We start from the raw sequence: 22,379 nt of genomic DNA on the forward strand, positions 1-22,379 counted from the left end.
GGTCGTCCGGGTCGATGACGACAAACCCGTCGGCCGCGCACATATCGGCGCGGCCCGATCGCCGAAACCGGCGGTCAGGCCGCGCCCAGGCCGGTCGGCCTCAGTCGATGGCGGCGGTGACGATCACTTCCACCTTATAGTCCGGGGTTGCCAGCTTCGCTTCTCCGGTGGCGCGGGCAGGCGCGTCCTTGCCGTCGATCCATGCATCCCACACCGCGTTCATCTCGGCGAAATCGGCCATGTCGGCGAGCCAGATGGTGGCCATCAGCAGGCGCGACTTGTCGCTGCCCACCTCCGCCAGCAGCGCTTCTACCGATGCCAGCACTGCCCTGGTCTGGGCGGTCACGCTCTCGCCGGGGGCGCCGACCTGACCGGCCAGATAGGCGGTGTTTCCATGGACGACGGCCTGGCTCATGCGCGGGCCGGCCTCAATGCGACGAATGGTCATAACAGCTCCTGTTGTGTGTTGATGAGGGTGAGCGTTCCGGCTTCCCGTCCATTTCAGGCATAGCGGGAGAGCGAGAGATCGCTGGTATCGATGGCGGCCTGACGATCGCTCATCAGGTCGGCGATGACATGCGCCGAACCGCATGACATCGTCCACCCCAATGTGCCGTGCCCGGTGTTTAGGAACAGGTTGGGGATGCTCGTCGCGCCGATGACGGGGGTTCCATCCGGCGTCATCGGCCGCAACCCGGACCAGAAACTGGCCCCCAGCAGATCGCCCGCGCCGGGGAAGAGATCGCCCACGGAGAAAGCCAGCGTATCGCGGCGGCGCTGCTCAAGACCCAGCTTATAGCCCGAAATCTCCGCCATGCCGCCCACCCTGATGCGATCGCCAAGGCGGGTGATCGCGATCTTGTAGCTCTCATCCATCAGCGTGGAGACGGGCGCGCGGTCGGGCTCGACGATCGGGGCGGTGATCGAATAGCCCTTCACCGGATAGACGGGCAGCTTGAGCCCCAGCGGCCGCAGCAGCCCCGCCGAATAGCTGCCCAGCGCGACCAGATAGCGATCCGCCTGCACGTCGCCCTTGTCGGTCTGGATGGCGCGCACCTGCCCGCCCGCCATGTCGATGCGGCGAATGCCCGTGTCATGGCGGAACGTCACGCCCTGCGCCTGCGCCAAAGCGGCAAGCGCGACGGTGAACTTGAAGCAATCCCCCGTCTCGTCCCCGGGCAGGCGCAGACCGCCCACGAACTTTTCCTTCACCACGGCCAGCGCCGGCTCGGCGGCAATGCATCCGGCGGGGTCCAGCACCTCATAGGGCACACCCGTCTCGCGCAGTACGGCGACGTCCTTGGCACTGTCCTGCACCTGCTTCTCGGTACGGAAAAGCTGGAGCGTGCCCTGCATCCGCTGGTCATAGTCGATGCCGGTCTGCGCGCGCAGATCGATCAGGCAATCGCGGCTGAACTCGGCGATCCTAACCATCCGCTCCTTGTTGAGCGCATAGCGTTGCGCCGTGCAGTTGCGCAGCATGGCGAACAGCCAGCCGAGCATCTCGCGGTCGACCGCCGGACGCAGGATCAGCGGCGGATGGTTCATCAGCAGCCATTTGATCGCCTTTTGCGGAATGCCCGGCCCCGCCCATGGCGAGGCATAGCCGGGCGAGATTTCGCCCGCATTGGCAAAGCTGGTTTCCAGCGCGGGGCCGGGCTGGCGATCGATCACCGTCACCTCATGCCCGGCTTTGGCGAGATAATAAGCGGAAGTGACGCCGATGACCCCGCTGCCCAATACCGCAATCTTCATGGCCTGCTGCTCCCCATATGACCGCCCAGGTAAACGCGTTCGTAGCGATGCCCCAGGCTGGTCAGGATCTCATAGGAAATGGTGCCGGCCGCCACGCCGACCGCGTCGATCCCCTGGTCGGGACCGATCAGGTCGACCCAGTCCCCTTCGGCAAGGGTGCCGTCCTCCAGTGCGCCGATGTCGACCGTCATGCTGTCCATCGAAATGCGCCCCACGGTCGGCAGGCGGATGCCGTTGAACCAGGCACTGCCACGACCTCCACCCAGCGACCGCGGCCAGCCATCGGCATAGCCCACGCCCAGCGTCGCAAGCCGGCAGAGCCGGTCCGCACGAAAATCCAGGCCATAGCCGACGCCCGTCCCCGGCCCGATCGCGCGCAACTGGACGATCTGCGCCTGCAACCGCACGACCGGTTTCAGCGCCGCGCCGATCCCGTCATTGGCGGCACCTCCATAATGGGCGATGCCGGGCCGGGCCATCGCCTGATGATAGGAAGACGGCAGGAACACGCCCCCCGAATTCGCCAGTGAACGCGGGACATCGGGGAAGCAGGCCGCCGCCACCTCGAAAGCGCGCAGCTGATCGCCATTTGACGGCGCCTCCGATCGGTCGGCGCAGGCCAGATGGCTCATGATGAGGCGCAACGTCACCGCTGCGCGGAAGGCGACATCCCCCGCCAACGCCGCGGCATCGTCCGGCGACAGGCCGAGGCGCGACATCCCACTGTCGATCTGCAACGCGGCCTTGCCGGGCCGCCCCATGGCTGCGCCGAACGCCGCCCACCGCCTCGCCTGCCCCATGCTGTTGAGCACCGGGATCAGGCCGGCCCGCGCGCATTCTTCTTCCGCGCCGGCGGGGAGCCCATTCAACAGGAAGATTTCGGCATCGTCGGGAAGCATGGGCTTTGCCTCCAGCCCTTCGGCGAGATGCGCAACGAAGAAAGCGCGACAGCCGCCCGCCGCCAGCGTCGCCGCGACCGGCAGAACGCCCAGACCATAAGCATCCGCCTTGATCACCGCGGCGCATTGGGCGGGCGCGACCCGATGGGCGAGGGTCCGGTGATTGGCAAGCAGCGCGTCAAGATCGACCGCCAGCCTGCCGCTTGCAAATGCCTGCCCCGCACCCTTCATCACAGCCCCCTTTTCAGCGGCGCCAATATGAGCGATAATTATTCGAATTTTTGCCCTGATTGCACAATATTTGGCTTTCACAGCGCATAATATAGAATGATATTCGAACTTTTTAGAGGATCATTGTGTCACTCGATTCCATCGACCGGGCCATCATCCGGCAATTGCGGCTGAACGGCAGGCTTCCGAATACCGCGCTGGCCCGGGCGGTTGGCCTCTCCGCCTCCGCCTGCCTGCGCCGCGTCGAGATTCTGGAACGCACCGGCGTGATCAAGGGCTATACCGCGATCATAGGCGGCCTGCTCGATGACGGGATCGTCGCCATCGTCCGCATCACGCTGGAGCGGCAGACGGAGGAATATCTCAACCGGTTCGAGGCCGCCGTTCGCCGCCATCCCGAAATCGAGGAATGCTTCCTGATGACCGGCGACGTCGACTATGTCCTGCGCGCGCGCGCCGCAAACGCCGCCGCGTATGAACAAATCCACAAGGACATCCTGTCCAGGCTCCCCGGCGTCAGCCGCATCCACTCCAGCATCGCAATGCGCAGCGTGATGGCTGCCTTTTGACGAAGGCCTTGGCCGATGCACAAGGATGCGATTCTGGGGAGCGATCCTGCGCTATGAGTGTTCGTCCCGCGTGGCATTCTTAGGCTTAGGCGAGGGGCTGCGGAATGCAGGGACAGATAGCCATCGTCATTCTGGGCGGCTGGCTCAGCGCGGCGTTGGTGGGCCTTCTCCGGCGCCTCGCCCGCGTCCACCGTTGGCGCTGAAAGCCTGAAAACGACGGGCTTTCCACTACCCATGCCCTTGCAAGACAGACGTTCCACGCAGGACTTCTGCCTGTGGAACCGCAACCCGGCATATCCTGTCCGCTATTGCGTAAGCGGGCGAAGCACGGCAAGCGCCCACCAAATGCCGGACAAACAAAAAGAGGCGACACCTTCCGGTGCCGCCTCCCAATGTCATGTTCCGATCGATCGGATCAGAAGCCGAACTTCACGCCGGCCTTGAAGTAACGACCCAGAATACCGGTGCCGCCCTGCACAGCGTTGTACAGGTGGGCGCCATAGGTCACCGGATCAAGCGGCGGCATATCGTTGAACATGTTCAGAACGCTCGCGTAGAAGGTGAACTTGTCATTGATCTTCACCTGGCCCGTCATGTCGAACGTGATGTACGCATCAACCTTACAAGGCACGCTGCCATCGGAGAGGCCGCAATCCTTGTAATCGGTGCCCTGATCCATCGCCGACAGGTCATAACCGTCGAAATAGTTCAGGGTGCCGTTCAACTGGACCTTGCCGAAGTCGAGCGTATTGGTCCAGGTGCCCTTCCACTTCTGCGTACCGTTGCCGGCCGTCAGGTTGAAGTTACCCAGCGTGCCATCATAGCGCTCGCTGGTCCCATCGGGGAACACGGTTTCCAGCTTGATGATGTAGCTGGCGGTCGCGTTCGTCGTCCACTTGATGTTATCGGTGATGTCAAAGCTTGCATCGACCTGGAAATCCAGACCGCTGACCTTGATCGTGTCGGCGTTGATCAACTGCGACTGAACGAACGCAACCCGCGGCGTGGCCGTGGGATTGTTCGGATCAGGCGCATCCGCGATCACCGTGTAGCCGGCCGGAATGGCCTGCCCGGAATAATATGCCGCCAGCGCCGGCGCGTTGCTGGGCGAGGTGATCGCCCCGGTCTTCTTGATGTTGTAATAGTCGACCGAGAACGACACGTTCGGCAACGGCTCAACGAAGATACCGGCCGTGAAGCTGCGCGACTTCTCGGGCTTCAGGTTCGGACTGGCCAGAGTGGTCGAGCCATAGGAACCACTGCGAATGTAGGTGGGGCATGCCGAGAAGGTCGTCACCGAGCAGCCAGCGCCATATTGCGCGAGATAGGTGTTGTTGAACAGCGTCGCGGTGTTGGCCACATAGCCTGTGGTCGGCAACGCATTAGCTTCCGCGAAGGACGGGATACGGAAGCCCTTCGAGTAGGTGCCGCGCAGCACGACCTGACGGATCGGCGTGAACTTCACGCCAACCTTCGGAGAGAAGGCATCCTGACCGCTGGAATATTTGTCGTAGCGGCCAGCAGCGCTCAGTTCCACCTGCTCAAGGATCGGCGCCTTCAACTCGGCATAGGTCGAGTAGATGGTGCGGCTGCCCTTGGTGCCGAATGCGTTCAGCGTGAAGTAACGCTGGGTCGGGCCGTTGATGTCCGAGTTCCCGCTGGGCGAATCCACGGCTTCATAACGGATCGAGCCACCGACACCCAGCTGCAGCGGGCCACCGGGCAGGTCCATCAGCTCGACGCCCAGGTTGGCCTGGAGCTGATACTGATCGGACGTTGCGTTGGTGATGTTGGTCGGCATCAGGTAGTCGAGAACCGACTGCGGCGTCGCAGCCGGATTGACGAAATTGTAGGTGCCGTCTGCGATCACGTCCAGCAGGTGCTGGATGTAGACATAGCCGTCCGACTTACGACGCAGTTCGTCATGCATCGCGGTTGCGCCAATGTCGATGGTGATCTTGTCGCTGAGCGAACCGCTGAGGCCGAAGGCCGCGCGATAGGCACGGTTGCGGGTCTCGTTGTTGGTGACATTGTTGATGTCACGACCAATGAGACGTGCCACCTGCCCCTGAGCCGCAAACGGGTTGTTCGGGTTGAGGGTGCGGTTGGCCGAGGTCGCGCAGTTGACGCGCTCGGGGCAGACATAGATCGGCAAGGTCAGGATGGCCGAACCCGGAGCACGGTTTGCGGCGCCATCAGACGTGCTGTACTGTGGATAGTAGATGCCGGTCGGCGCCACGGCGCGAATGGCCGCCGGATCGCCGGTATAATCCACCTTGCTCTGCATGAAGTTGAACTCAGCATAGGCTTCCAGCGAGTCATTGATGCGGCCGGTGAACTTGGCCGATGCGCCCCAACGCTGGATGTTCGGCTGAATCACGCCGTACAGCTTGGTGTAGTCATACTGGCAGACAGTGCCCGGCGCCGTCGGTGCGGCTGCACGTTCGGCCGCGGTGAGCGTGTAGGCCGTGCCCACGCCGCAGTTGCTGCCCAGATTCTGATACGTTCCCAGCGCCGTCGTGTTGGTCGCGTCATAGGGACGGACCATGAAGTTGGCAGCCGTGCCAAGCGCGAAGGCACTGCCGTCGTTCGAACCATTGATTACGCCGTTGCCGCCGCAGGTGCCGTCGTTACACACGTTGCGCAGGTCGTCCGAATTGTACGGATAGCCACGCTGGCTGTTTTTCACCATCTTCGACTGATAGTAGAAGCCGCTGATATAGGCGTTGTAGCCGTCCTCATCGAGGTCGCCCATGCCCGCAGTCATCGACAGACGATACTGCTGGCCATCGCCGCGGCTGGAAACGCCTCCTTCGGCGCGGCCGCTGATGCCAGTGACCTGCTTCTTGGTGATGATGTTGACCACGCCGGCGATCGCGTCGGCGCCGTAAGCCGACGAAGCGCCGTCACGCAGCACATCGATCCGCTCGACGATGTCGTCGGGGATGGTGTTGAGGTCGACGAAGTTGCGCGAACCGTCGTCAGCCAGCGGATAATAAGCTGCACGCAGGCCGTCGAAGAGCACCAGGGTCGAACTGGTCGACAGGCCACGCAGCGAGACCGCCGAAGCACCCGCCGCGAACGCACCGTTCGCCGAGAAGCTGTTGGTCAGTGCCGGACCGTTGTTCGCCGCCAGCGTCTGGATCGCGTCCTGCACGGTCGACACGCCGCGCTTGTCAAGCGATTCGCTGGTGACGGTGGTCACGGGGGACACGGTAATCTTGTCCGCCTGACGCAGGATCGAGCCGGTGACGACGATGACATCGTCATTGCCGGTGGCGGCAGCCTGAGGCTCCTGCGCAAACGCCGGGGCGGAGAAGGCCGTAAAGCCAGCGCCGACCAGCGCAAGCGTCTGCAATGCTGCGCTGCCGCGCAGTCCGATTTTCGAGATATTCTTCACTATCCAGTCCCTTGCTCTGGAGTAAGGGCCCGTTCAGGCCCCCTGTTTCATGCTAACGCGCAAAGGGGTGAGGTCGCCGATTTCCCGACAGACCCGCGTTGCCCGACAGCAACCCCTATGCACGGGCTGCCCTCAGTCTGCGCGGCGGTCAGACAGGTGTAAAGCACGGCAAAGCGGGCATTTCCGCTTTTGAGATGAGATGTAGTAATTATGCAACAGGCCGTCACATAGGTGCCAAATCGCAGCATTTGGCAACATTGTTTCAGTCTGTGGCAAGAGCGCAATATGATTGATCCCGCTTTGCCGCGACGCAGGAAGAAAGTAACGAAATCTTCCTGCCCGATCGGACTTCGGGCGGTCATCGGGCGGTCATTAAATCGTGAAATCGCGGCCCGGCGCCCCACGCCTGCAGATCAGCTGCCCGGCATCGGCCCCGCCACCAGCAGCGGATCGATCCGCGCATCGTGCCATTTCATCGCCCAGTGGAGATGCGGCCCGGTGGCCCGGCCGGTCGCTCCAACCGCGCCGATCTGCTGCCCCTTCACCACATGCTGCCCCTCCCGCACGTCGATGCGCGACAGGTGCAGGAAGGCGCTATTGAGCCCGGCGCCATGATCGATCATCAGCAGATTGCCTTCCAGGGTGAAGGGATGGTCCGCCGCCAGCACGACAACGCCGTCGGCCGGCGCCAGCACCGCATCGCCCGTTGCGGCGGCGATATCCACCCCGCCATGATAGGCGCCCGCCTGCCCCTGATAGATGCGCTGCGCCCCGAAAAGGCCGGAAATGCGCCCCGTGCGCGGCCAGGCGAAGCGTTGGCGCCAGCCCTCGCTGTCGGTCTTTGCCAGGCGCGCGGCCGCAATCCTTTCCAGTTCGGGCTTGCGGAGCGCCAGGAAGGCCTCGGTGTCCCGCGTCGGGCGCAGCGGCGCGTTGATCCGCTCGATCCGCCAGGCGCGCGGCGCCACGGTCAGCGCCAGGGGCACGGACCGGCCATCCTTCAACTGCGCAACCAGCGTTGCGACGGGCGGCGCATCCCGGTCGAACGCGATGAGGAAGCGGCCATCGGCTTCGACCGGCACCGACTGGCCGTTGAGCGTCAGCGTCGCCGTGCCGGATGGTGCCGTGCCGACCAGCATACCGCCCTGGGTCGGCGCACCCTCCAGGGCGAAGCGCGCCTGCACCGGCTCCTGCGTGATGCGCCGTTCGGGCACGGTCCGGATCGAAGGCGGCGCAGCAGCGACCGGCGCGTCCGCCTGCGGCACCGCGGCACAAGCGGCCAGCAGCGGCGTGATCGATGCCGCGAACAGCCAGCAACGCGTGAAGCCACTCATGCGGGGATGCCGCGCCTCGCCCTGTCCTTCAACTCCGCCTCGGTGGAGAGCGCCGCGCTCGCATAGGCCTCCTGCCGGGCGATACTCCAGTAACGCAGGTCCTCCAGCGCGATCTTGGCGCCCGTCACCGCGCACAGCACATGGTCGCCAGGCGACAGCACGCGGAAGCTGTAGGCCATATAGTGCAGCCTGGCGGGGCGATCATGGTTGGACATCAGCATGGCAATGCATTCCCGGTTCGGTCGCGGCGCATCAGGAGAACAGATCCTGCTGCCGCGTCTCTCGCATGTCTTCGGGCCGCAGCTTGCGCGCGGCCTTCGGGGACGAAGATATATCCACTGCGGCATCCTGCTCAAGGGGCGCCGGGCTGGCGGGAGGGGCACCCTGCCCCGCAATCGCCGCCGGCACGCTGCCATCCGCGAAGGTGAGCGTGAAGTGGCCCGCGGCACGCGCCTCGCCGGTCGATCGGACCAGCCGGTCGCCCGCCATCACCCGCGCAAAGCCACGCGTCAGCGGTGCATCGGGATTGAGCGAGATGGCGAGGCGCGACAATTGCTCCAGCGTCGTGCGGGCATTGGCAAGCGCGCGGGTCAGCAATTCGGGCCGCAGCCGGGCACTCTCCAGCCGCTGCCGTTCCCGCGACACGCGCTGCGCCAGAAGCGCGGGACGCAAGGCGCCGGAGGCCACCGCGAGCGCACGGCCCGCATCGGCCAGCCGGTGCCGCAGCCCCCGCGCCAGCCTTTCGCCCAGATCGTCGGCGCGCTGCCGCTGCGGCGCCAGCAGCCGGTCGGGCGGCGGCATCAGGCGCAACTGCATGTCCAGACGCTCGCGCGCCTGCGCAATGCCGCGCCGGCTCGCCCGCCCCATGCGCAGCCCCTGTTCAGTCAGGAATGCCATCAGCTCGGCCCGCACCGGCACCGCCATTTCGGCGGCGGCGGTCGGCGTGGGCGCGCGGATGTCGGCGGCATAATCGCACAGGGTCGTGTCCGTCTCATGCCCCACGGCCGAGATGATCGGGATGGAACAGGCGGCGACCGCGCGCACCACGACTTCTTCGTTAAAGGCCCACAGATCCTCGATCGAGCCGCCGCCGCGCGCCACGATCACCAGATCGGGGCGCGGCACCGGGCCGCCGGGCCGGATCGCATCGAAACCGCGCACGGCGGCGGCCACCTGCGCCGCCGCGCCCTCGCCCTGCACCAGCACCGGCCAGACGAGCACATGGGTCGGGCAGCGATCCTCCAGCCGGTGCAGGATGTCGCGGATGACCGCGCCGGTCGGGGACGTCACCACGCCGATCACTTTCGGCAGGAACGGCAACGGCACCTTGCGCGCGGGATCGAACAGCCCCTCGGCACCCAACTGGCGCTTGAGCTTTTCCAGCAGCGCCATCAGCGCGCCTTCGCCGGCCAATTCCATCCGCTCGATGATGATCTGATATTTGGAACGGCCCGGATAGGTGGTGAGGCGGCCGGTGGCGATCACCTCCACCCCGTCCTGCGCGGCGAAGGCGAGCCGCTGCGCGCCGCCCTTCCACATCACGCCGTCGATCACGGCATTGTCGTCCTTCAGCGCCAGATAGACATGGCCGGACGCCGCCCGCTTGAACCCGGAAATCTCGCCGCGCAGCTTCACATGGCCGAAGCGATCCTCCACCGTGCGCTTGAGCAGGCCGGACAATTCGCTCACCGTCAGCGGCGGCGCGTTGTCGCCGGGGGTTTCCTCGGCTAACAGGCGCCCCGACGGGTCCGTGCCGTCATTATAATCCGGGAAACCACTGGTCGGGGACATGACGTTGATGAACATCCTTCTGCTGGGCGGCGGCGGGCGCGAACATGCGCTGGCGTGGAAGCTGGCGCAATCTCCGCTGACGCAGACGCTCTATGCCGCACCGGGTAATCCCGGCATAGCCCAGCATGCAAGCCTGGTCGACCTCGACGCGACGGATCATGCCGCGGTGACGGCTTTCTGCGCGGACCATGCGATCGGCCTTGTCGTCATCGGCCCGGAAGCGCCGCTGGTCGACGGGCTTGGCGACAGCCTGCGCGCGGCCGGCGTGCCCGTGTTCGGCCCGTCGCAGGCGGCCGCGCAACTGGAAGGCTCCAAGGGCTTCACCAAGGATCTGTGCGCGCGGGCGAACATCCCCACCGCCGGCTATGTGCGCACGACCAGCGCCGCCGACGCCCTCGCCGCGCTCGACCGTTTCCCACTGCCCGTCGTCATCAAGGCCGATGGTCTTGCCGCGGGCAAGGGTGTCATCATCGCCATGACCCGCGCTGAGGCGGAGGCCGCTATCGCCGACATGTTCTCCGGCGGCTTCGGCGCGGCGGGCGCGGAAGTGGTGCTGGAAGAGTTTATGACCGGCGAGGAAGCAAGCTTCTTCGCCCTGACCGATGGCAGCGCGATCATCCCCTTCGGCTCGGCGCAGGATCATAAGCGCGTCGGCGATGGCGACACCGGCCCCAATACCGGCGGCATGGGCGCCTACAGCCCCGCCCCGGTGCTGACCGCCGCCCTCGAAGCGCGAGTGATGGCAGAAATCATCCGGCCAACCGTCGCCACCATGGCGGCGGAAGGCATGCCCTATAGCGGTGTGCTCTATGCCGGGCTGATGCTGACCGGGACCGGCCCCAAGCTGATCGAATATAATGCCCGCTTCGGCGACCCGGAATGCCAGGTGCTGATGATGCGGCTGGAGAACGATCTGGCCGCGCTGCTGCTGGCGGTGGCGAAAGGCGAACTGGCCGATCACGGCCCGGTGCGACTGTCGGACGATACCGCGATCACCATCGTCATGGCGGCGAAGGGCTATCCCGGCACGCCGGAAAAGGGCGGCACGATCGGCGGCATCGACACGGCGGAAACCACCGGCGCCCGCGTCTTCCACGCCGGCACCGCGACGAAGGACGGCACACTGGTCGCCAATGGCGGGCGCGTGCTCAACGTCACTGCGACCGGCAGCAATGTGACGCAGGCGCAGGCCGCCGCCTATCGCGCGGTCGATGCCATCGCCTTCCCCACCGGTTTCTGCCGCCGCGACATCGGCTGGCGCGAGGTGGCGCGCGAAACGGAAGGATAAGCGCGAAGCCTAAGCGGTTTGCAAGTCGTCAGATGGAATCATCTGATAAGACATCGCTCCAGGTGGACTGATCCGCGTTCATCGCTATCATCACGATTTGACGCCGCCCGAAGCGGCCCCAATATCAAGCCAGTATCAAGGGCCAGCATCAAGGGAGAGCATGCACATGTCCGAATTTTTCGCCGAATATGGCCTGTGGCTGCTGATCGCCCTGCTGGTGGTGATCGTCGTCATGTTCCTGCTGACCGGGCGCAAGCGCGATGCGGCAGCGCCGGTCGACACAAAGCCCGTCGAGGCCGCGCCACCATCCCCGCCCGTCGCCATTCCCCCGGTGGTGAAGGCAGTGCCGCCCACGCCGCCCGCCTCACCGCCAGCGCCCGAACCACTCGCCGACCTGCCGCCTGCCGCGCCGGTGGAAAGCGTCCAGATCCCGGCGTCGCCAGCCGTCGCCGCCGTGCCGGAAGCGCCCACGCCCGCCCCTGAACCTGCACCCGTACCAGCACCTGCGCCGGTTCCAGCCCCTGCGGCACCCGCGCCCTTGGGCGGCGCCGACAATCTGCTGCTGCTGAAGGGCGTCGGCCCCAAGCTCGCCACCTTGCTGGGGACGCTCGGCGTGACCAGCTTTGCCCAGATCGCCGCCTGGACCAATGCGGACATCGCCGCGGTCGACGACAAACTGGGCAATTTCAAGGGCCGCCCCGTGCGCGACCAGTGGATCGACCAGGCCAAGCTGCTCGCCGCCGGCGACACCGCCGGGTTCGAGGCGCGCTACGGGAAGCTGTAAAGCGGCGCCTCCCGCGGTGCATGCCTGCCGCTAGAGTATCCGTGATGGTCAAATGTCTAATCTGATCCGTTCGGGCTGAGCCTGCCCCGAGCCTGGTCCGGGGGTGAACGGGGATAGATATCCACATTTGCCGCACGATACTCTAAGCGGTTCCCGTGACCGACCAGCCCGCCTCTTTTGCCTGCGATCTCGCCATCATCGGCGGGGGGCTTTCCGGCGGGCTGATCGCGATGGCGATGACCGCGCGGCACCCGCAGGCGCGCATCCTGCTGGTCGAACAGGGCGCGACGCTCGGCGGCAATCATCTCTGGTCCTTCTTCGACGGCGATCTGGCGCCGGATGAGGCCGAGCTGGTCGCGCCGATCGTCACCCATCGCTGGCCCAAGGGGCATGTCGTGCGCTTCCCCGGCTTCGCGCGCACGCTCGACACGCCCTATAACAGCATCGCCTCGACCAGCCTTGACGCCCATTTGCGGACATTGGCCAATGTCGCCATCCTTACCGACGCCCCCGTCGCCACCCTGACGCCGGACAGTGCGACGCTGGAGGACGGGCGCCACATCACCGCCCATGCCGTGATCGACGCGCGCGGCGGCGGCGACCTGTCCGTGCTCGATTGCGGCTGGCAGAAATTCGTCGGCCAGCGCTTTCGCCTCGCCGCCCCCCATGGCCTTGAGCGCCCGGTCATCATGGATGCCGATGTGGCGCAGCAGGGCGGCTATCGCTTCGTCTACCTGCTGCCCATGAGCGCCACCGATATCTTCGTCGAGGATACCTATTATAGCGACGATGGCGCGCTCGACACCCCTGCCATTCGCGCCCGCATCGCGGCCTATGCGCAGGCGCGCGGCTGGCGGGTGGATGCCATCGTCCATGAGGAGCAGGGCATCATCCCAGTCGTTCATGGCGGCGATTTCGACCGATTCTGGCCCGGATCGGACGGCATTGCCCGCGCCGGCACGCGCGCCGGGTTGTTTCACCCGCTGACCGGCTATTCGCTGCCCGATGCCGCCGCCTTCGCGCGCGCCATCGCAGAGGTCTGGCCGATGGACGGCACGGCCCTTGCCCGCTGGAGCCGCGCCCGCGCCGCCCGCCATTGGCGCGCCGGGGGCTATTACCGCCTGCTCGGGCGGATGCTCTTCCGTGCCGCCGCCCCGGACCAGCGCTGGCGGATTTTCGCGCGTTTCTATCGCCTTTCGCCCGCGCTTGTCGGCCGTTTCTATGCCGGCCGCTCGACCATTTTTGACAAGGCCCGCATCTTGTGCGGCCGCCCCCCGGTGCCCATAAGGGCCGCCATGCACGCACTTATGAACAGGGATTCCCGATGACCCGCACCGCGATCGTCATCGGCGCAGGCTTTGGCGGGCTGGCGCTCGCCATCCGCCTGCAGTCCGCCGGCGTGCAGACGACCCTGGTGGAGGCGCGCGATCGCCCCGGCGGCCGCGCCTATGTGTGGCACAAGGAGGGCTTCACCTTCGACGCCGGCCCGACCGTCATCACCGATCCCGACTGCCTGTCCGAACTGTGGCGCCTGACCGGCCACGACATGGCGGAGGATGTGACGCTGATGCCGGTGTCGCCCTTCTACCGCCTCAACTGGCCGGACGGCACGAATTTCGACTATTCCAACGACGAGGCCGGCCTGCGGCGGGAGATCGCCAAGCTCGATCCCGCCGATGTCGCGGGCTATGAACGCTTCCTCGACTATGCCGCCGGCGTCTATGAAGAGGGCTATCGCAAGCTCGGCCATGTCGCCTTCCTCGACTTCGCCTCGATGGTGAAGGCGGCGCCCGCGCTCGCCCGCTATCAGGCGTGGCGATCGGTCTATTCGATGGTCTCCAGCTTCGTGAAGAGCGAGAAGCTGCGCGAGGCCCTGTCCTTCCACAGCCTGCTGGTCGGCGGCAATCCGATGAGCACCAGCGCCATCTATGCCCTGATCCACAAGCTGGAAAAGGACGGCGGCGTGTGGTTCGCGCGGGGCGGCACCAACCAGCTGATCGCCGGCATGGCCCGCCATTTCGAGCGGCTGGGCGGCGTGCTGCGGCTGGGCGACGCGGTGGCGCAGATCGAGACCATCGGCGACCGCGCCACCGCCGTCCGCACGAAAAGCGGCTGGCGGGGCGAAGCGGACATGGTCGCTTCCAACGCCGACCTGATGCACAGCTATCGCGACCTGCTCGCCCACCATCCGCGCGGGCAGAAGCAGGGCGAAAGGCTGGCGCGGAAGCGCTGGTCGCCCAGCCTGTTCGTCGTGCATTTCGGCATCAGGGGCAGCTGGCCGGGCATCCCGCACCATATGATCCTGTTCGGGCCGCGCTATGAGGGGCTGTTGACCGACATCTACCAGCATGGCGTGCTGCCGGCGGATTTCTCGCTCTACCTGCACCACCCCACGATCACCGATCCGTCGATGGCGCCGGAGGGTTGCTCGACCTTCTACGCGCTCGCCCCGGTGCCGCACATGGGCAAGCTGCCGATCGACTGGGACGCCTATGGCGCGACCTATGCGGGCCGCATCCTGGACGAGATCGAGCGGCGGCTGATCCCCGACATCCGCTCGCGCATCGTCACGCAATTCCATTACGCCCCGCCCGATTTCGCGCGCGATCTTGCCGCGCACAAGGGCAGCGCCTTCAGCCTTGAGCCGTTGCTGACGCAGAGCGCCTATTTCCGTGGCCATAATCGCGACGATGTCATCCCCAACCTGTATCTGGTGGGCGCGGGCACGCATCCGGGCGCGGGCATTCCCGGCGTGGTGGGCAGTGCCAAGGCAACGGCGAAACTGATGCTGGAGGATATGGGCAGGTGAAGCGACTGGCGGTCTATTGCGGTTCGGCGACCCCCGCCGATCCGGTCTATGTCGAATATGCGAAGCTGGTGGGCCGGGCGCTGGCGGCGCGGGGCATCGGTGTCGTCTATGGCGGCGGGCGGCTGGGCCTGATGGGCGCGGTGGCGGACGCGGCGCTGGCGGCGGGCGGCGAGGTGATCGGCATCATCCCCGAAGCGCTGGTCAGCGCCGAGGTCGCGCATCGCGGCTGCACGCAGCTGCACGTCGTCCCCAACATGCACCAGCGCAAGCAGATGTTCACCGACCTGTCCGACGGTTTCGTCACCCTGCCCGGCGGCGTCGGCACGATGGACGAGCTGTGGGAAGCGGTCAGCTGGGCGCAGCTTGGCTATCATGAAAAGCCGGTCGGCCTGCTCAATGTCGCGGGCTTCTACGACCAGCTGATCGCCTTCAACCGGCATATGATCGCGGTCGGCTTCATCCGCCCCCAGCATGCCGGCATCCTCGTCACCGGCGAGACCATCGAGCAGCTGCTGGACGCCATGGCCGCCTATCAGCCGCATGAAACCATCTTCAGGATGAAGGCGTCGAACCTGTGATCTTCGACCGCGCGGCGCTCGTCGCGCACGCGCGGGAGAGCATCGCGAAGGGCTCAAAATCCTTCGCCCTCGCCTCGAAACTGTTCGATCCGGTCACGCGCGCGCGGGCATGGCTGCTCTATGGCTGGTGCCGCGCCTGCGACGATCTGGCCGACGGGCAGGACCATGGCGGCGCGATGGCACAGGTGGGCGATCCGCAGGCGCGCCTTGCCCATATGCGCGCGCTGACCGACGCGGCGCTGGCGGGACGAGCGACGGGCGATCCGGCCTTTGACGGGCTGGGCGTGGTCGCCGCCGAATGCCGCCTGCCCCATCGCTTCGCCCATGACCTGATCGAAGGCTTCGCGCTGGATGCGGCGGGCTGGCGACCGCAAAGCCAGGACGATCTGCTGCGCTATTGCTATCATGTCGCGGGCGCCGTCGGCCTGATGATGGCGGTGGTGATGGGCGTTCCTCCGGAGGACGAGGCGACGCTGGACCGCGCCTGCGACCTTGGTCTTGCCTTCCAGCTTGCCAATATCGCCCGCGACGTGGGCGACGATGCGGAAGCCGGGCGATGCTATCTGCCAACCGCATGGCTTGAGGACGTGGGATTGACGCCGGATGCGATAGGCGCGCCCGCATCCCGCCCCGCCCTTGCGATGCTTGGACGGCGCCTCGCCGACATGGCGTCGGCTTATGAGGAGAGCGCCCGCCATGGCACCGGCGCGCTTGGCTTTCGATCGGCCTGGGCGGTGCTGAGCGCGGCGGGCATCTATGGCGATATCGCGCGGGAAGTCGCGCGGCGCGGCGAACGGGCGTGGGTCGACCGCGTCGTCACTCCCCGGCGGGACAAGCTGGGCTGGGTCGCGAAGGCCGGGCTGCAAGCCATCGGGCGGGCGCGGACATGGCCGGCGGCCACGCCCCGTCCGGGATTATGGACCAGGCCGGGCCGCTGACACCCTGTCCAAATCCGGCAGATTCAGTCGGGTTCATGACAACGAAGGGCAGGTTACAGCTTTGTCCAGCGCACGGCACGTTCCTCATCGCTCATGCCGGCAAAGCTCTCCACGCGCTGCATCTGATAGGCGTCCAGCGAGGTGGCGCTGAAGTCGGTCGCAATCGCCTCCAGCAGCGCCGCACGGTCGCGGCCGCGCATCTCCGCCTTCGCTTCCATCACCTCGCTCTGGCTGAATGTGCCCGCGCCGTTCAGGACGATGATGGAGAGCGCGCGGGGGCTCATCGTCGTCAGGTCGGCCTTGCCGCTTGCCTTGCCCGCCGCGCTTGCCGCCCGATATTGCTGGTCGAGCGCATCGCGAATCTCGGACGTGAGCGTCGCGGCATCCTTCTTCGCGTCGGCGCTCGTGGCGGCGGCGACCGTTGCCGCGGCCGAAATGGTCACGCCATTGCCTGACGATGCCCCCGCCGATGCGGCTGTCGTCGCCGCCTGTTGCTGGCTGCTCGCAAGCTGCTGGAGCGTCGTCGTATAGAGGGGGCTGAGCGAACCGGAAGAACTGCTTGTCTGGCTGCTGTTGGCATTGATGTAGGAAAAGAGCGACATGACGGCACCCGTTGAAGGCAATGGATGCCCGCAGCGCTAACCCATCATGGTTAACAAAAGGATAAGGGGCTGTCGGCTCGCCCTTCCGCCTAGAGCATTTTCTAGTCAGATGGGATCATCTGACGACTCGGAAAATGCGGAAAACAAAAGATAAATAGAGCATGGTCCGATTCAATCTGATCGGATCATGCTCTATCGCTCGCTCAGCAGCAGCTTGTCGATCTTGCGCCCGTCCATGTCGACGATCTCGAAGCGCCAGCCCTGGTCCTCGGCATATTCGCCGACTTCGGGCAGATGCTTGAGCAGCCAGAGCACATGGCCCGCGACCGTCGCATAATCGCGGTCTTCCGACAGGTCGATGCCGATGCGTTCGGCCAGCGCGTCGACCGGCATCTGGCCGGAGACCAGCAGGCTGCCGTCCTCGCGCTCCACCAGGTCGGGCTCGTCGTCATCGGCGCGGTCGGACGCGAATTCGCCGGCGATGGCGGAAAGCAGGTCGGCGGGCGTCACGATCCCTTCGAAATGCCCATATTCGTCATGCACCATGACCATCGGCACTTCGGACCGGCGCAGCACGTCCAGCGCGTCCATCGCATCGACCTGATCGGGCACGACCTCCGCCCTGCGCAGCAGCGCCGTCAGGTCCAGCGTCTCGCCACGGAACAGCGCCGCCATGATGTCGCGCGCCTGCACCACGCCGATGATATCCTCCACCGATCCGCGCCCCACGGGCAGGCGGGTGTGCGGCGTTTCCAGCAGCCGCGCGCGGATCGCCCCGGCATCGGCATTCACGTCGATCCAGTCGACATCCATGCGCTGGGTCATCACCTCGCGCACCGGGCGGTCGGCCAGGCGCACGACGCCGGAGATGATCGCGCGCTCGCTTTCCTCGATGATGCCTGACTTGCTGGCTTCGGCGACGATCAGGTGCAGTTCCTCCGCCGTCACCTGGCTCTGCGATTCGCGGGCGAGGCCCAGCAGGCGGAAGATGAGACCCGTGCTGCCGTCCAGCAGCCACACCAGCGGCGCGGTGATCCGCGCGATCCACGACATGGCGGGGGCGACCAGCGCGGCGATGGTTTCGGGCGCACGCAGCGCGAACTGCTTGGGCACCAGTTCGCCCACGACCAGCGAGGCATAGGTGGTCAGGCCGATGACGAGGACGAGCGAGAGATTGCCGGCAAGCTCCGGCGATATCCCCAGCCGCGCCAGCCGCTGCGCGACCGGCATGCCAAGGCTCGCGCCCGAATAGGCGCCCGCGACGATGCCGATCAGGGTGATGCCGATCTGCACGGCGGACAGGAACTTGCCCGGGTCCGCCGCCAGCCTGAGCGCCACCCGCGCGCCCCGGCTGCCGGCCTTTTCCATCGCGGCAAGGCGCGGCTTGCGGGCGGAAACGATCGCCAGTTCCGACATCGAAAAGACACCATTCAGCGTCACAAGCGCCAGAATGATGATAAGGTCCACCCATGGGAAGGGTGAGAGCGGGCTCAGCGGGGAAGGAAGGTTGGCCATGGCGGTCTTCCCCCTCATGCCGTCAAACTGTCGATTTCACAACAGCTAGATCATCGAAGGTTCAGTTCGCATGTGGAACAAAGTAGATTGCCGGGCGCTGATGCCGCAGACCATCGGGTGCGGCCCGACCGCGCCCAGGGGCATTTGGGTACAAGGCAAGGGAGATTATCGATGAATACCGCACGCAAACTGATCTGCGCCGCAGGGCTGACGGCGATGCTCGCCACCACCGCCTGCACCACCGATCCGCAGACGGGCGAGCGCCGCATGTCGAAGGCCGCGATCGGCGGCATCGGCGGTGCGCTGGGCGGATATCTGCTGGGCGACCTGGTGGGCGGCCGGCATGACCGCACGGAAAAGATCCTGGGCGCGGGCATCGGCGCCGTCGCCGGCGCGGGCATCGGTTCCTACATGGACGCACAGGAACGCAAGCTGCGCGAGCAGACCGCCGGCAGCGGCGTCGACGTGATCCGCGAGGGCGACAACCTGCTGCTGCGCATGCCTTCGGGCATCACCTTCGCCTATGACGATGCCAGTGTGCAGCCCCAGTTCCAGCCGACGCTGAACGAGGTCGCTTCAACCCTGTCGCAATATCCCAAGACCTATATCGACGTGTACGGCCACACCGACAGCGACGGCAGCGACGCCTATAATCAAGGCCTGTCGGAACGGCGCGCGCAATCGGTCGCCAATTATCTGAGCAGCCATGGCGTGCAGTCCGCCCGCATCGCCACGCGCGGCTTTGGCGAAACCCAGCCAATCGCATCCAACACGACAGCCGAGGGCAAGGCGCAGAACCGCCGCGTCGAAATCAAGATCGTGCCGATCACGGAAGGCGACGTGCGCAGCTGAAGCATTATGAAGTCGGCTGGTACAGCCGACGGCTCGCAGAATACGGAAAACAAAAGACAATCGGGGCGGTGAGCGATTCCATCTCATCATTCACCGCCCTGGGGTGCAGCAAATGTGAATCACCTTCTCCCCGTTCGCCCCCGGATCAGGTTCAATAGGCGATGCTCTAGAAGCTCGCCTTCAGCCCGTCGATCACGAACTGGGCGGCAAGCGCCGCGAGCAGCACGCCGAGCAGCCGGGTGATCACCGCCTCGATCTTCTTGCCGAGCAGGTTCATCAGCGGCCCGGCGGCCAGCAGCGCCCCGAGCATCAGCACGAGCACGGTGGCCATGGCGGCCATCACCGCCAGCCGCTCCTGCAGGCCATCGGCGCGCGCCATCAGCAGCATGACGGTGGCGATGGAGCCCGGCCCCGCGATCATCGGCATCGCCATGGGGAAGACGGAGACATCCTCCACCTCGGGCGTCTCCGCGATCTTCTGCGCGCGTTCCTCGCGGCGTTCCGTGCGCTTTTCGAACACCATGTCCATCGCGATCAGGAACAGCATGATGCCGCCCGCGATCCGGAAACTGTCGAGCTGAATGCCCAGCGCCCCCAGCAGCTGCTTGCCCCACAGCGCGAAGACGATGAGGATGGCCGTGGCGATGCCGACGGCACGCAGCGCCATCGAACGCCGCTGCTCCGCGCTCGCGCCGGTGGTGATGCTGGCATAGATCGGCGCGCAGCCGGGCGGGTCGATCACGACGAACAGCGTGACGAAGGCGGAGATGAACAGCGCCATCATGACGGCGCGCCCACGTTGTCGGTGAGGATGACGACCTCCCCCTCCCCCTGGCGCATGCGCACGACCAGCTGGCGCGACAGATCGGGCGCGACCGTCATCTTCCAGCTGAGCGTCCCGTCCGGCGAGTGCCCCTCGCCCGGTGTCGGCACGGCCTGCGCTGCCGGCCCATGCCGTTCCTGCGGGCTGCTGGATGGTTGTGGCGGCGGAACGCCCTCGCCGCCCGGCCCGCGCCGTCCGCGCGGCGGGCAGGTCGCGACCTTGCCGGTCAGCATTTCGGGCGCCGGGCGCGGTGCCTTCAGCGCGTCGCCATGATCCAGTATCCATTGCCACCCGCGCTTGGGATCGCGCCGCCAGACGGTGGTGAAATAGCCCTGGGTGCCATCGGGTCGCTGCCATGCGCCCGTCGTCACGCCGGTGGTGCCGTCGCAGGAGACATAGGCGATGAAGGGTTGCCACCTGACGGCGGCCGGCGGGTCCTTGCGCTCCTTGAGCCAAACCTGCGCGCTCACCTGTTGCGGCACATACATCACCGCGTCCTTGGTGGCGGCCTCGCGAAAGGCGGTCCATTGCCCGCGCTCCTGCGCCGCCCGCGCGAAGGCAAGTTCGGCGGCGATCACCGCGCTGGGATTGGGCGCGACGTCGACCGGCGCGCGCCGGGCAAGAGCGACGGGCGCGGCGAATATCGCCGCCGTCATCGCGCCAAGGCAGAGTGCGGGCGCGGCGCCCTTCACAACCCCTCGGGTGCGGGGAGACCGGCACGCATGTGCGCCGCGACCAATGTGTTGCGCAGCAGCACCGCAATCGTCATCGGGCCGACGCCACCGGGCACCGGCGTGATGGCACGCGCATGGCTGATCGCCTCTGCCGTGGCAACGTCGCCGACGATCCGGCTCTTGCCCGGCTCCTCGGCCGGCACGCGATTGATGCCGACGTCGATCACCGTCGCGCCCGGTTTGATCCATTCGCCGCGCACCATCTCCGGCCGGCCCACCGCCGCGACGACGATGTCGGCGCGATGCACCACGGATGCGAGATCGCGCGTGCGGCTGTGCGCGATGGTGACGGTGCAGCTTTCGGCGAGCAGCAGCTGCGCCATCGGCTTGCCCACGATGTTCGAGCGGCCGATGACGACCGCCTCCAGCCCCGACAGGTCGCCCAGCTCATCCTTCAGCAGCATCAGGCAGCCGAGCGGCGTGCAAGGGACCATGCCCGGCGCGCCCACCGCCAGCTTGCCGCTGTTGACGACATGGAAGCCATCGACATCCTTGGCCGGGTCGATCGCCGCGATCACCGCCGCCTCGTCGATATGGCCGGGCAGCGGCAGCTGGACGAGGATGCCGTCCACCCGCCCGTCGGCGTTCAGTTCCTCGATCAGGTCGAGCAGGTCTTCCTGCCCCATGCCGGCGGGGCGACGGAATTCGAAGCTCTCCATGCCGACTTCGACCGTCATGCGCCCCTTGTTGCGCACATAGACGGCGCTGGCCGGGTCTTCGCCCACCAGCACCACGGCAAGGCCGGGGCGGCGGCCCAGCTTCCGGGCAAAGGCGGCGACGCCGTCCGCCACCTGCATGCGCAGCCCCGTCGCATATCCCTTGCCGTCGATGATCTTGCCGATTGTCATTGCAGTCCCGCGAGTGTTTCGATTGTCTCGGCCAGCGCCGTGCATGGCCCCATGATCCGCAACCGCTTTAGCCGGTTGCTGTCCCCTGCCGCCAGTGAAATCGCCCGTGGCGGCACGCCGAGCGTCTTTGCCAGCAGCGCGATCAACGCATCGTTGGCGCGGCCCTTTTCCGGCACCGCGCGCACCTGCGCCTTCAGCCAGAGCGCACCCTTTTCATCGGTCCACACCCCGCCGACGCCTTCCCGCGCGCTGCGCGGCGTCAGGCGGACCGAGAGCAGAAGCGCCTCGCCATCCGCCCGCCAGCAACTCACATCATCGACATGAACAGCGGCGGCAGGATCGCCTGGCGGACGATGGCGATCAGCAGCAGCACGACCATGGGCGAGAGGTCCAGCGCGCCCAGATCCGGCATGATCCGGCGGATCGGCGCGTAGATCGGCTGTGTCATCCGGTCGAGCGCGACCATGATCGTGCGGATGAAATCATTGCTGGTGTTGATCACGTTGAAGGCGATCAGCCAGCTGAGCACCGCCTGGATGATGATGATCCACCACAGCACGTCCAGCAGGATGACGATGATCTGATAGAGCGCGTAGGCCATGCAGTCTCCAAATAGCTTTCATAATGCTTAG

At 66.2% G+C, this 22,379-nt stretch carries 22 protein-coding genes; 8 read left to right on the forward strand and 14 right to left on the reverse strand.

Translation table 11 applies throughout. The features are described 5' to 3' along the window. Window positions 1-100 precede the first annotated feature (100 nt). Genes WFP78_RS16275 through alr form a run of 3 tightly spaced genes read right to left on the reverse strand, consistent with a single transcriptional unit; the run spans window position 101 to window position 2,885 of the window. Entirely contained in the window at window positions 101-448 is a 348-nt protein-coding gene (locus WFP78_RS16275) for a RidA family protein (RefSeq protein WP_336964624.1), read from the reverse strand. A gap of 53 nt (window positions 449-501) precedes the next feature. Further along, window positions 502-1,755, reverse strand: coding sequence for a D-amino acid dehydrogenase (locus WFP78_RS16280; protein ID WP_336964627.1), 1,254 nt, complete (start codon window positions 1,753-1,755; stop codon window positions 502-504). Further along, complete coding sequence (gene alr / locus WFP78_RS16285) at window positions 1,752-2,885, reverse strand: alanine racemase (RefSeq protein ID WP_336964630.1); 1,134 nt, start codon at window positions 2,883-2,885, stop codon at window positions 1,752-1,754. Before alr ends, WFP78_RS16280 begins: the two co-directional genes overlap by 4 nt. A 125-nt stretch (window positions 2,886-3,010) precedes the next feature. Between alr and WFP78_RS16290 the strand changes: the two genes are divergently transcribed. Continuing rightward, a complete protein-coding gene (locus WFP78_RS16290; protein WP_336964633.1) occupies window positions 3,011-3,454 on the forward strand; it encodes an Lrp/AsnC family transcriptional regulator in 444 nt (147 codons plus the stop codon). A 415-nt stretch (window positions 3,455-3,869) separates the two neighbouring features. Here the strand turns inward: WFP78_RS16290 and WFP78_RS16295 are convergent, their stop codons facing one another. The 4 genes from WFP78_RS16295 to xseA all read right to left on the reverse strand — a co-directional run bounded on the left by WFP78_RS16295 (window position 3,870) and on the right by xseA (window position 9,976). Next, window positions 3,870-6,854 carry a TonB-dependent receptor domain-containing protein gene (locus tag WFP78_RS16295; protein ID WP_336964636.1) on the reverse strand — a complete coding sequence of 995 codons (2,985 nt, stop codon included), beginning with the start codon at window positions 6,852-6,854 and terminating at the stop codon, window positions 3,870-3,872. Between the two features lie 413 nt (window positions 6,855-7,267). Then, complete coding sequence (locus WFP78_RS16300) at window positions 7,268-8,185, reverse strand: M23 family metallopeptidase (RefSeq protein WP_336964639.1); 918 nt, start codon at window positions 8,183-8,185, stop codon at window positions 7,268-7,270. Then, on the reverse strand, window positions 8,182-8,406 hold the full coding sequence (locus WFP78_RS16305) for a DUF2093 domain-containing protein (RefSeq protein WP_336964642.1): 225 nt from the start codon (window positions 8,404-8,406) through the stop codon (window positions 8,182-8,184). The genes WFP78_RS16300 and WFP78_RS16305 overlap by 4 nt, the downstream gene beginning before the upstream one ends. Window positions 8,407-8,437: 31 nt before the next feature. After that, window positions 8,438-9,976 carry an exodeoxyribonuclease VII large subunit gene (gene xseA, locus WFP78_RS16310; RefSeq protein ID WP_336964645.1) on the reverse strand — a complete coding sequence of 513 codons (1,539 nt, stop codon included), beginning with the start codon at window positions 9,974-9,976 and terminating at the stop codon, window positions 8,438-8,440. Window positions 9,977-9,983: 7 nt separating this feature from the next. Between xseA and purD the strand changes: the two genes are divergently transcribed. The 6 genes from purD to WFP78_RS16340 all read left to right on the forward strand — a co-directional run bounded on the left by purD (window position 9,984) and on the right by WFP78_RS16340 (window position 16,373). Beyond that, window positions 9,984-11,264, forward strand: a complete 1,281-nt coding sequence (gene purD / locus WFP78_RS16315; protein WP_336964648.1) for a phosphoribosylamine--glycine ligase — start codon at window positions 9,984-9,986, stop codon at window positions 11,262-11,264. Window positions 11,265-11,430: 166 nt separating this feature from the next. Next, the gene (locus WFP78_RS16320; protein ID WP_336964651.1) at window positions 11,431-12,048 is read left to right on the forward strand and encodes a hypothetical protein; all 618 of its coding nucleotides are present in this window, start codon (window positions 11,431-11,433) and stop codon (window positions 12,046-12,048) included. Window positions 12,049-12,278: 230 nt separating this feature from the next. Next, window positions 12,279-13,376, forward strand: a complete 1,098-nt coding sequence (gene crtY / locus WFP78_RS16325; protein WP_419722986.1) for a lycopene beta-cyclase CrtY — start codon at window positions 12,279-12,281, stop codon at window positions 13,374-13,376. After that, the gene (locus tag WFP78_RS16330) at window positions 13,373-14,857 is read left to right on the forward strand and encodes a phytoene desaturase (protein WP_336964656.1); all 1,485 of its coding nucleotides are present in this window, start codon (window positions 13,373-13,375) and stop codon (window positions 14,855-14,857) included. The genes crtY and WFP78_RS16330 overlap by 4 nt, the downstream gene beginning before the upstream one ends. Beyond that, window positions 14,854-15,435, forward strand: a complete 582-nt coding sequence (locus WFP78_RS16335; RefSeq protein ID WP_336964659.1) for an LOG family protein — start codon at window positions 14,854-14,856, stop codon at window positions 15,433-15,435. The genes WFP78_RS16330 and WFP78_RS16335 overlap by 4 nt, the downstream gene beginning before the upstream one ends. A 41-nt stretch (window positions 15,436-15,476) precedes the next feature. Continuing rightward, window positions 15,477-16,373, forward strand: a complete 897-nt coding sequence (locus WFP78_RS16340) for a phytoene/squalene synthase family protein (protein WP_336964784.1) — start codon at window positions 15,477-15,479, stop codon at window positions 16,371-16,373. 53 nt (window positions 16,374-16,426) lie between these two features. Here WFP78_RS16340 and WFP78_RS16345 read toward each other — a convergent pair whose 3' ends face one another. Beyond that, a complete protein-coding gene (locus WFP78_RS16345) occupies window positions 16,427-16,975 on the reverse strand; it encodes a hypothetical protein (protein ID WP_336964662.1) in 549 nt (182 codons plus the stop codon). Window positions 16,976-17,167: 192 nt separating this feature from the next. Further along, window positions 17,168-18,490, reverse strand: coding sequence for a hemolysin family protein (locus WFP78_RS16350; RefSeq protein ID WP_336964664.1), 1,323 nt, complete (start codon window positions 18,488-18,490; stop codon window positions 17,168-17,170). A gap of 171 nt (window positions 18,491-18,661) precedes the next feature. On the opposite strand from WFP78_RS16350, the gene WFP78_RS16355 reads away from it, so the two are divergent. Beyond that, complete coding sequence (locus WFP78_RS16355) at window positions 18,662-19,342, forward strand: YiaD family glycine zipper/OmpA-like lipoprotein (RefSeq protein WP_336964666.1); 681 nt, start codon at window positions 18,662-18,664, stop codon at window positions 19,340-19,342. 166 nt (window positions 19,343-19,508) lie between these two features. Here WFP78_RS16355 and WFP78_RS16360 read toward each other — a convergent pair whose 3' ends face one another. Genes WFP78_RS16360 through WFP78_RS16380 form a run of 5 tightly spaced genes read right to left on the reverse strand, consistent with a single transcriptional unit; the run spans window position 19,509 to window position 22,348 of the window. Beyond that, window positions 19,509-20,126 (reverse strand): MarC family protein, encoded by a 618-nt coding sequence (locus WFP78_RS16360; RefSeq protein WP_336964668.1) that lies wholly within the window; start codon window positions 20,124-20,126, stop codon window positions 19,509-19,511. Beyond that, window positions 20,123-20,857, reverse strand: a complete 735-nt coding sequence (locus tag WFP78_RS16365) for a hypothetical protein (RefSeq protein ID WP_336964671.1) — start codon at window positions 20,855-20,857, stop codon at window positions 20,123-20,125. Before WFP78_RS16365 ends, WFP78_RS16360 begins: the two co-directional genes overlap by 4 nt. Next, window positions 20,854-21,747 (reverse strand): bifunctional methylenetetrahydrofolate dehydrogenase/methenyltetrahydrofolate cyclohydrolase FolD, encoded by an 894-nt coding sequence (gene folD, locus WFP78_RS16370; protein WP_336964673.1) that lies wholly within the window; start codon window positions 21,745-21,747, stop codon window positions 20,854-20,856. The genes WFP78_RS16365 and folD overlap by 4 nt, the downstream gene beginning before the upstream one ends. Next, entirely contained in the window at window positions 21,744-22,058 is a 315-nt protein-coding gene (locus WFP78_RS16375; protein WP_336964675.1) for a DUF167 family protein, read from the reverse strand. The genes folD and WFP78_RS16375 overlap by 4 nt, the downstream gene beginning before the upstream one ends. Next, entirely contained in the window at window positions 22,055-22,348 is a 294-nt protein-coding gene (locus WFP78_RS16380; protein WP_336964677.1) for a YggT family protein, read from the reverse strand. The genes WFP78_RS16375 and WFP78_RS16380 overlap by 4 nt, the downstream gene beginning before the upstream one ends. Window positions 22,349-22,379: the final 31 nt, after the last annotated feature.

The organism is Sphingobium aquiterrae (genome assembly GCF_037154135.1).
Classification (GTDB): Bacteria; Pseudomonadota; Alphaproteobacteria; order Sphingomonadales; family Sphingomonadaceae; genus Sphingobium; species Sphingobium aquiterrae.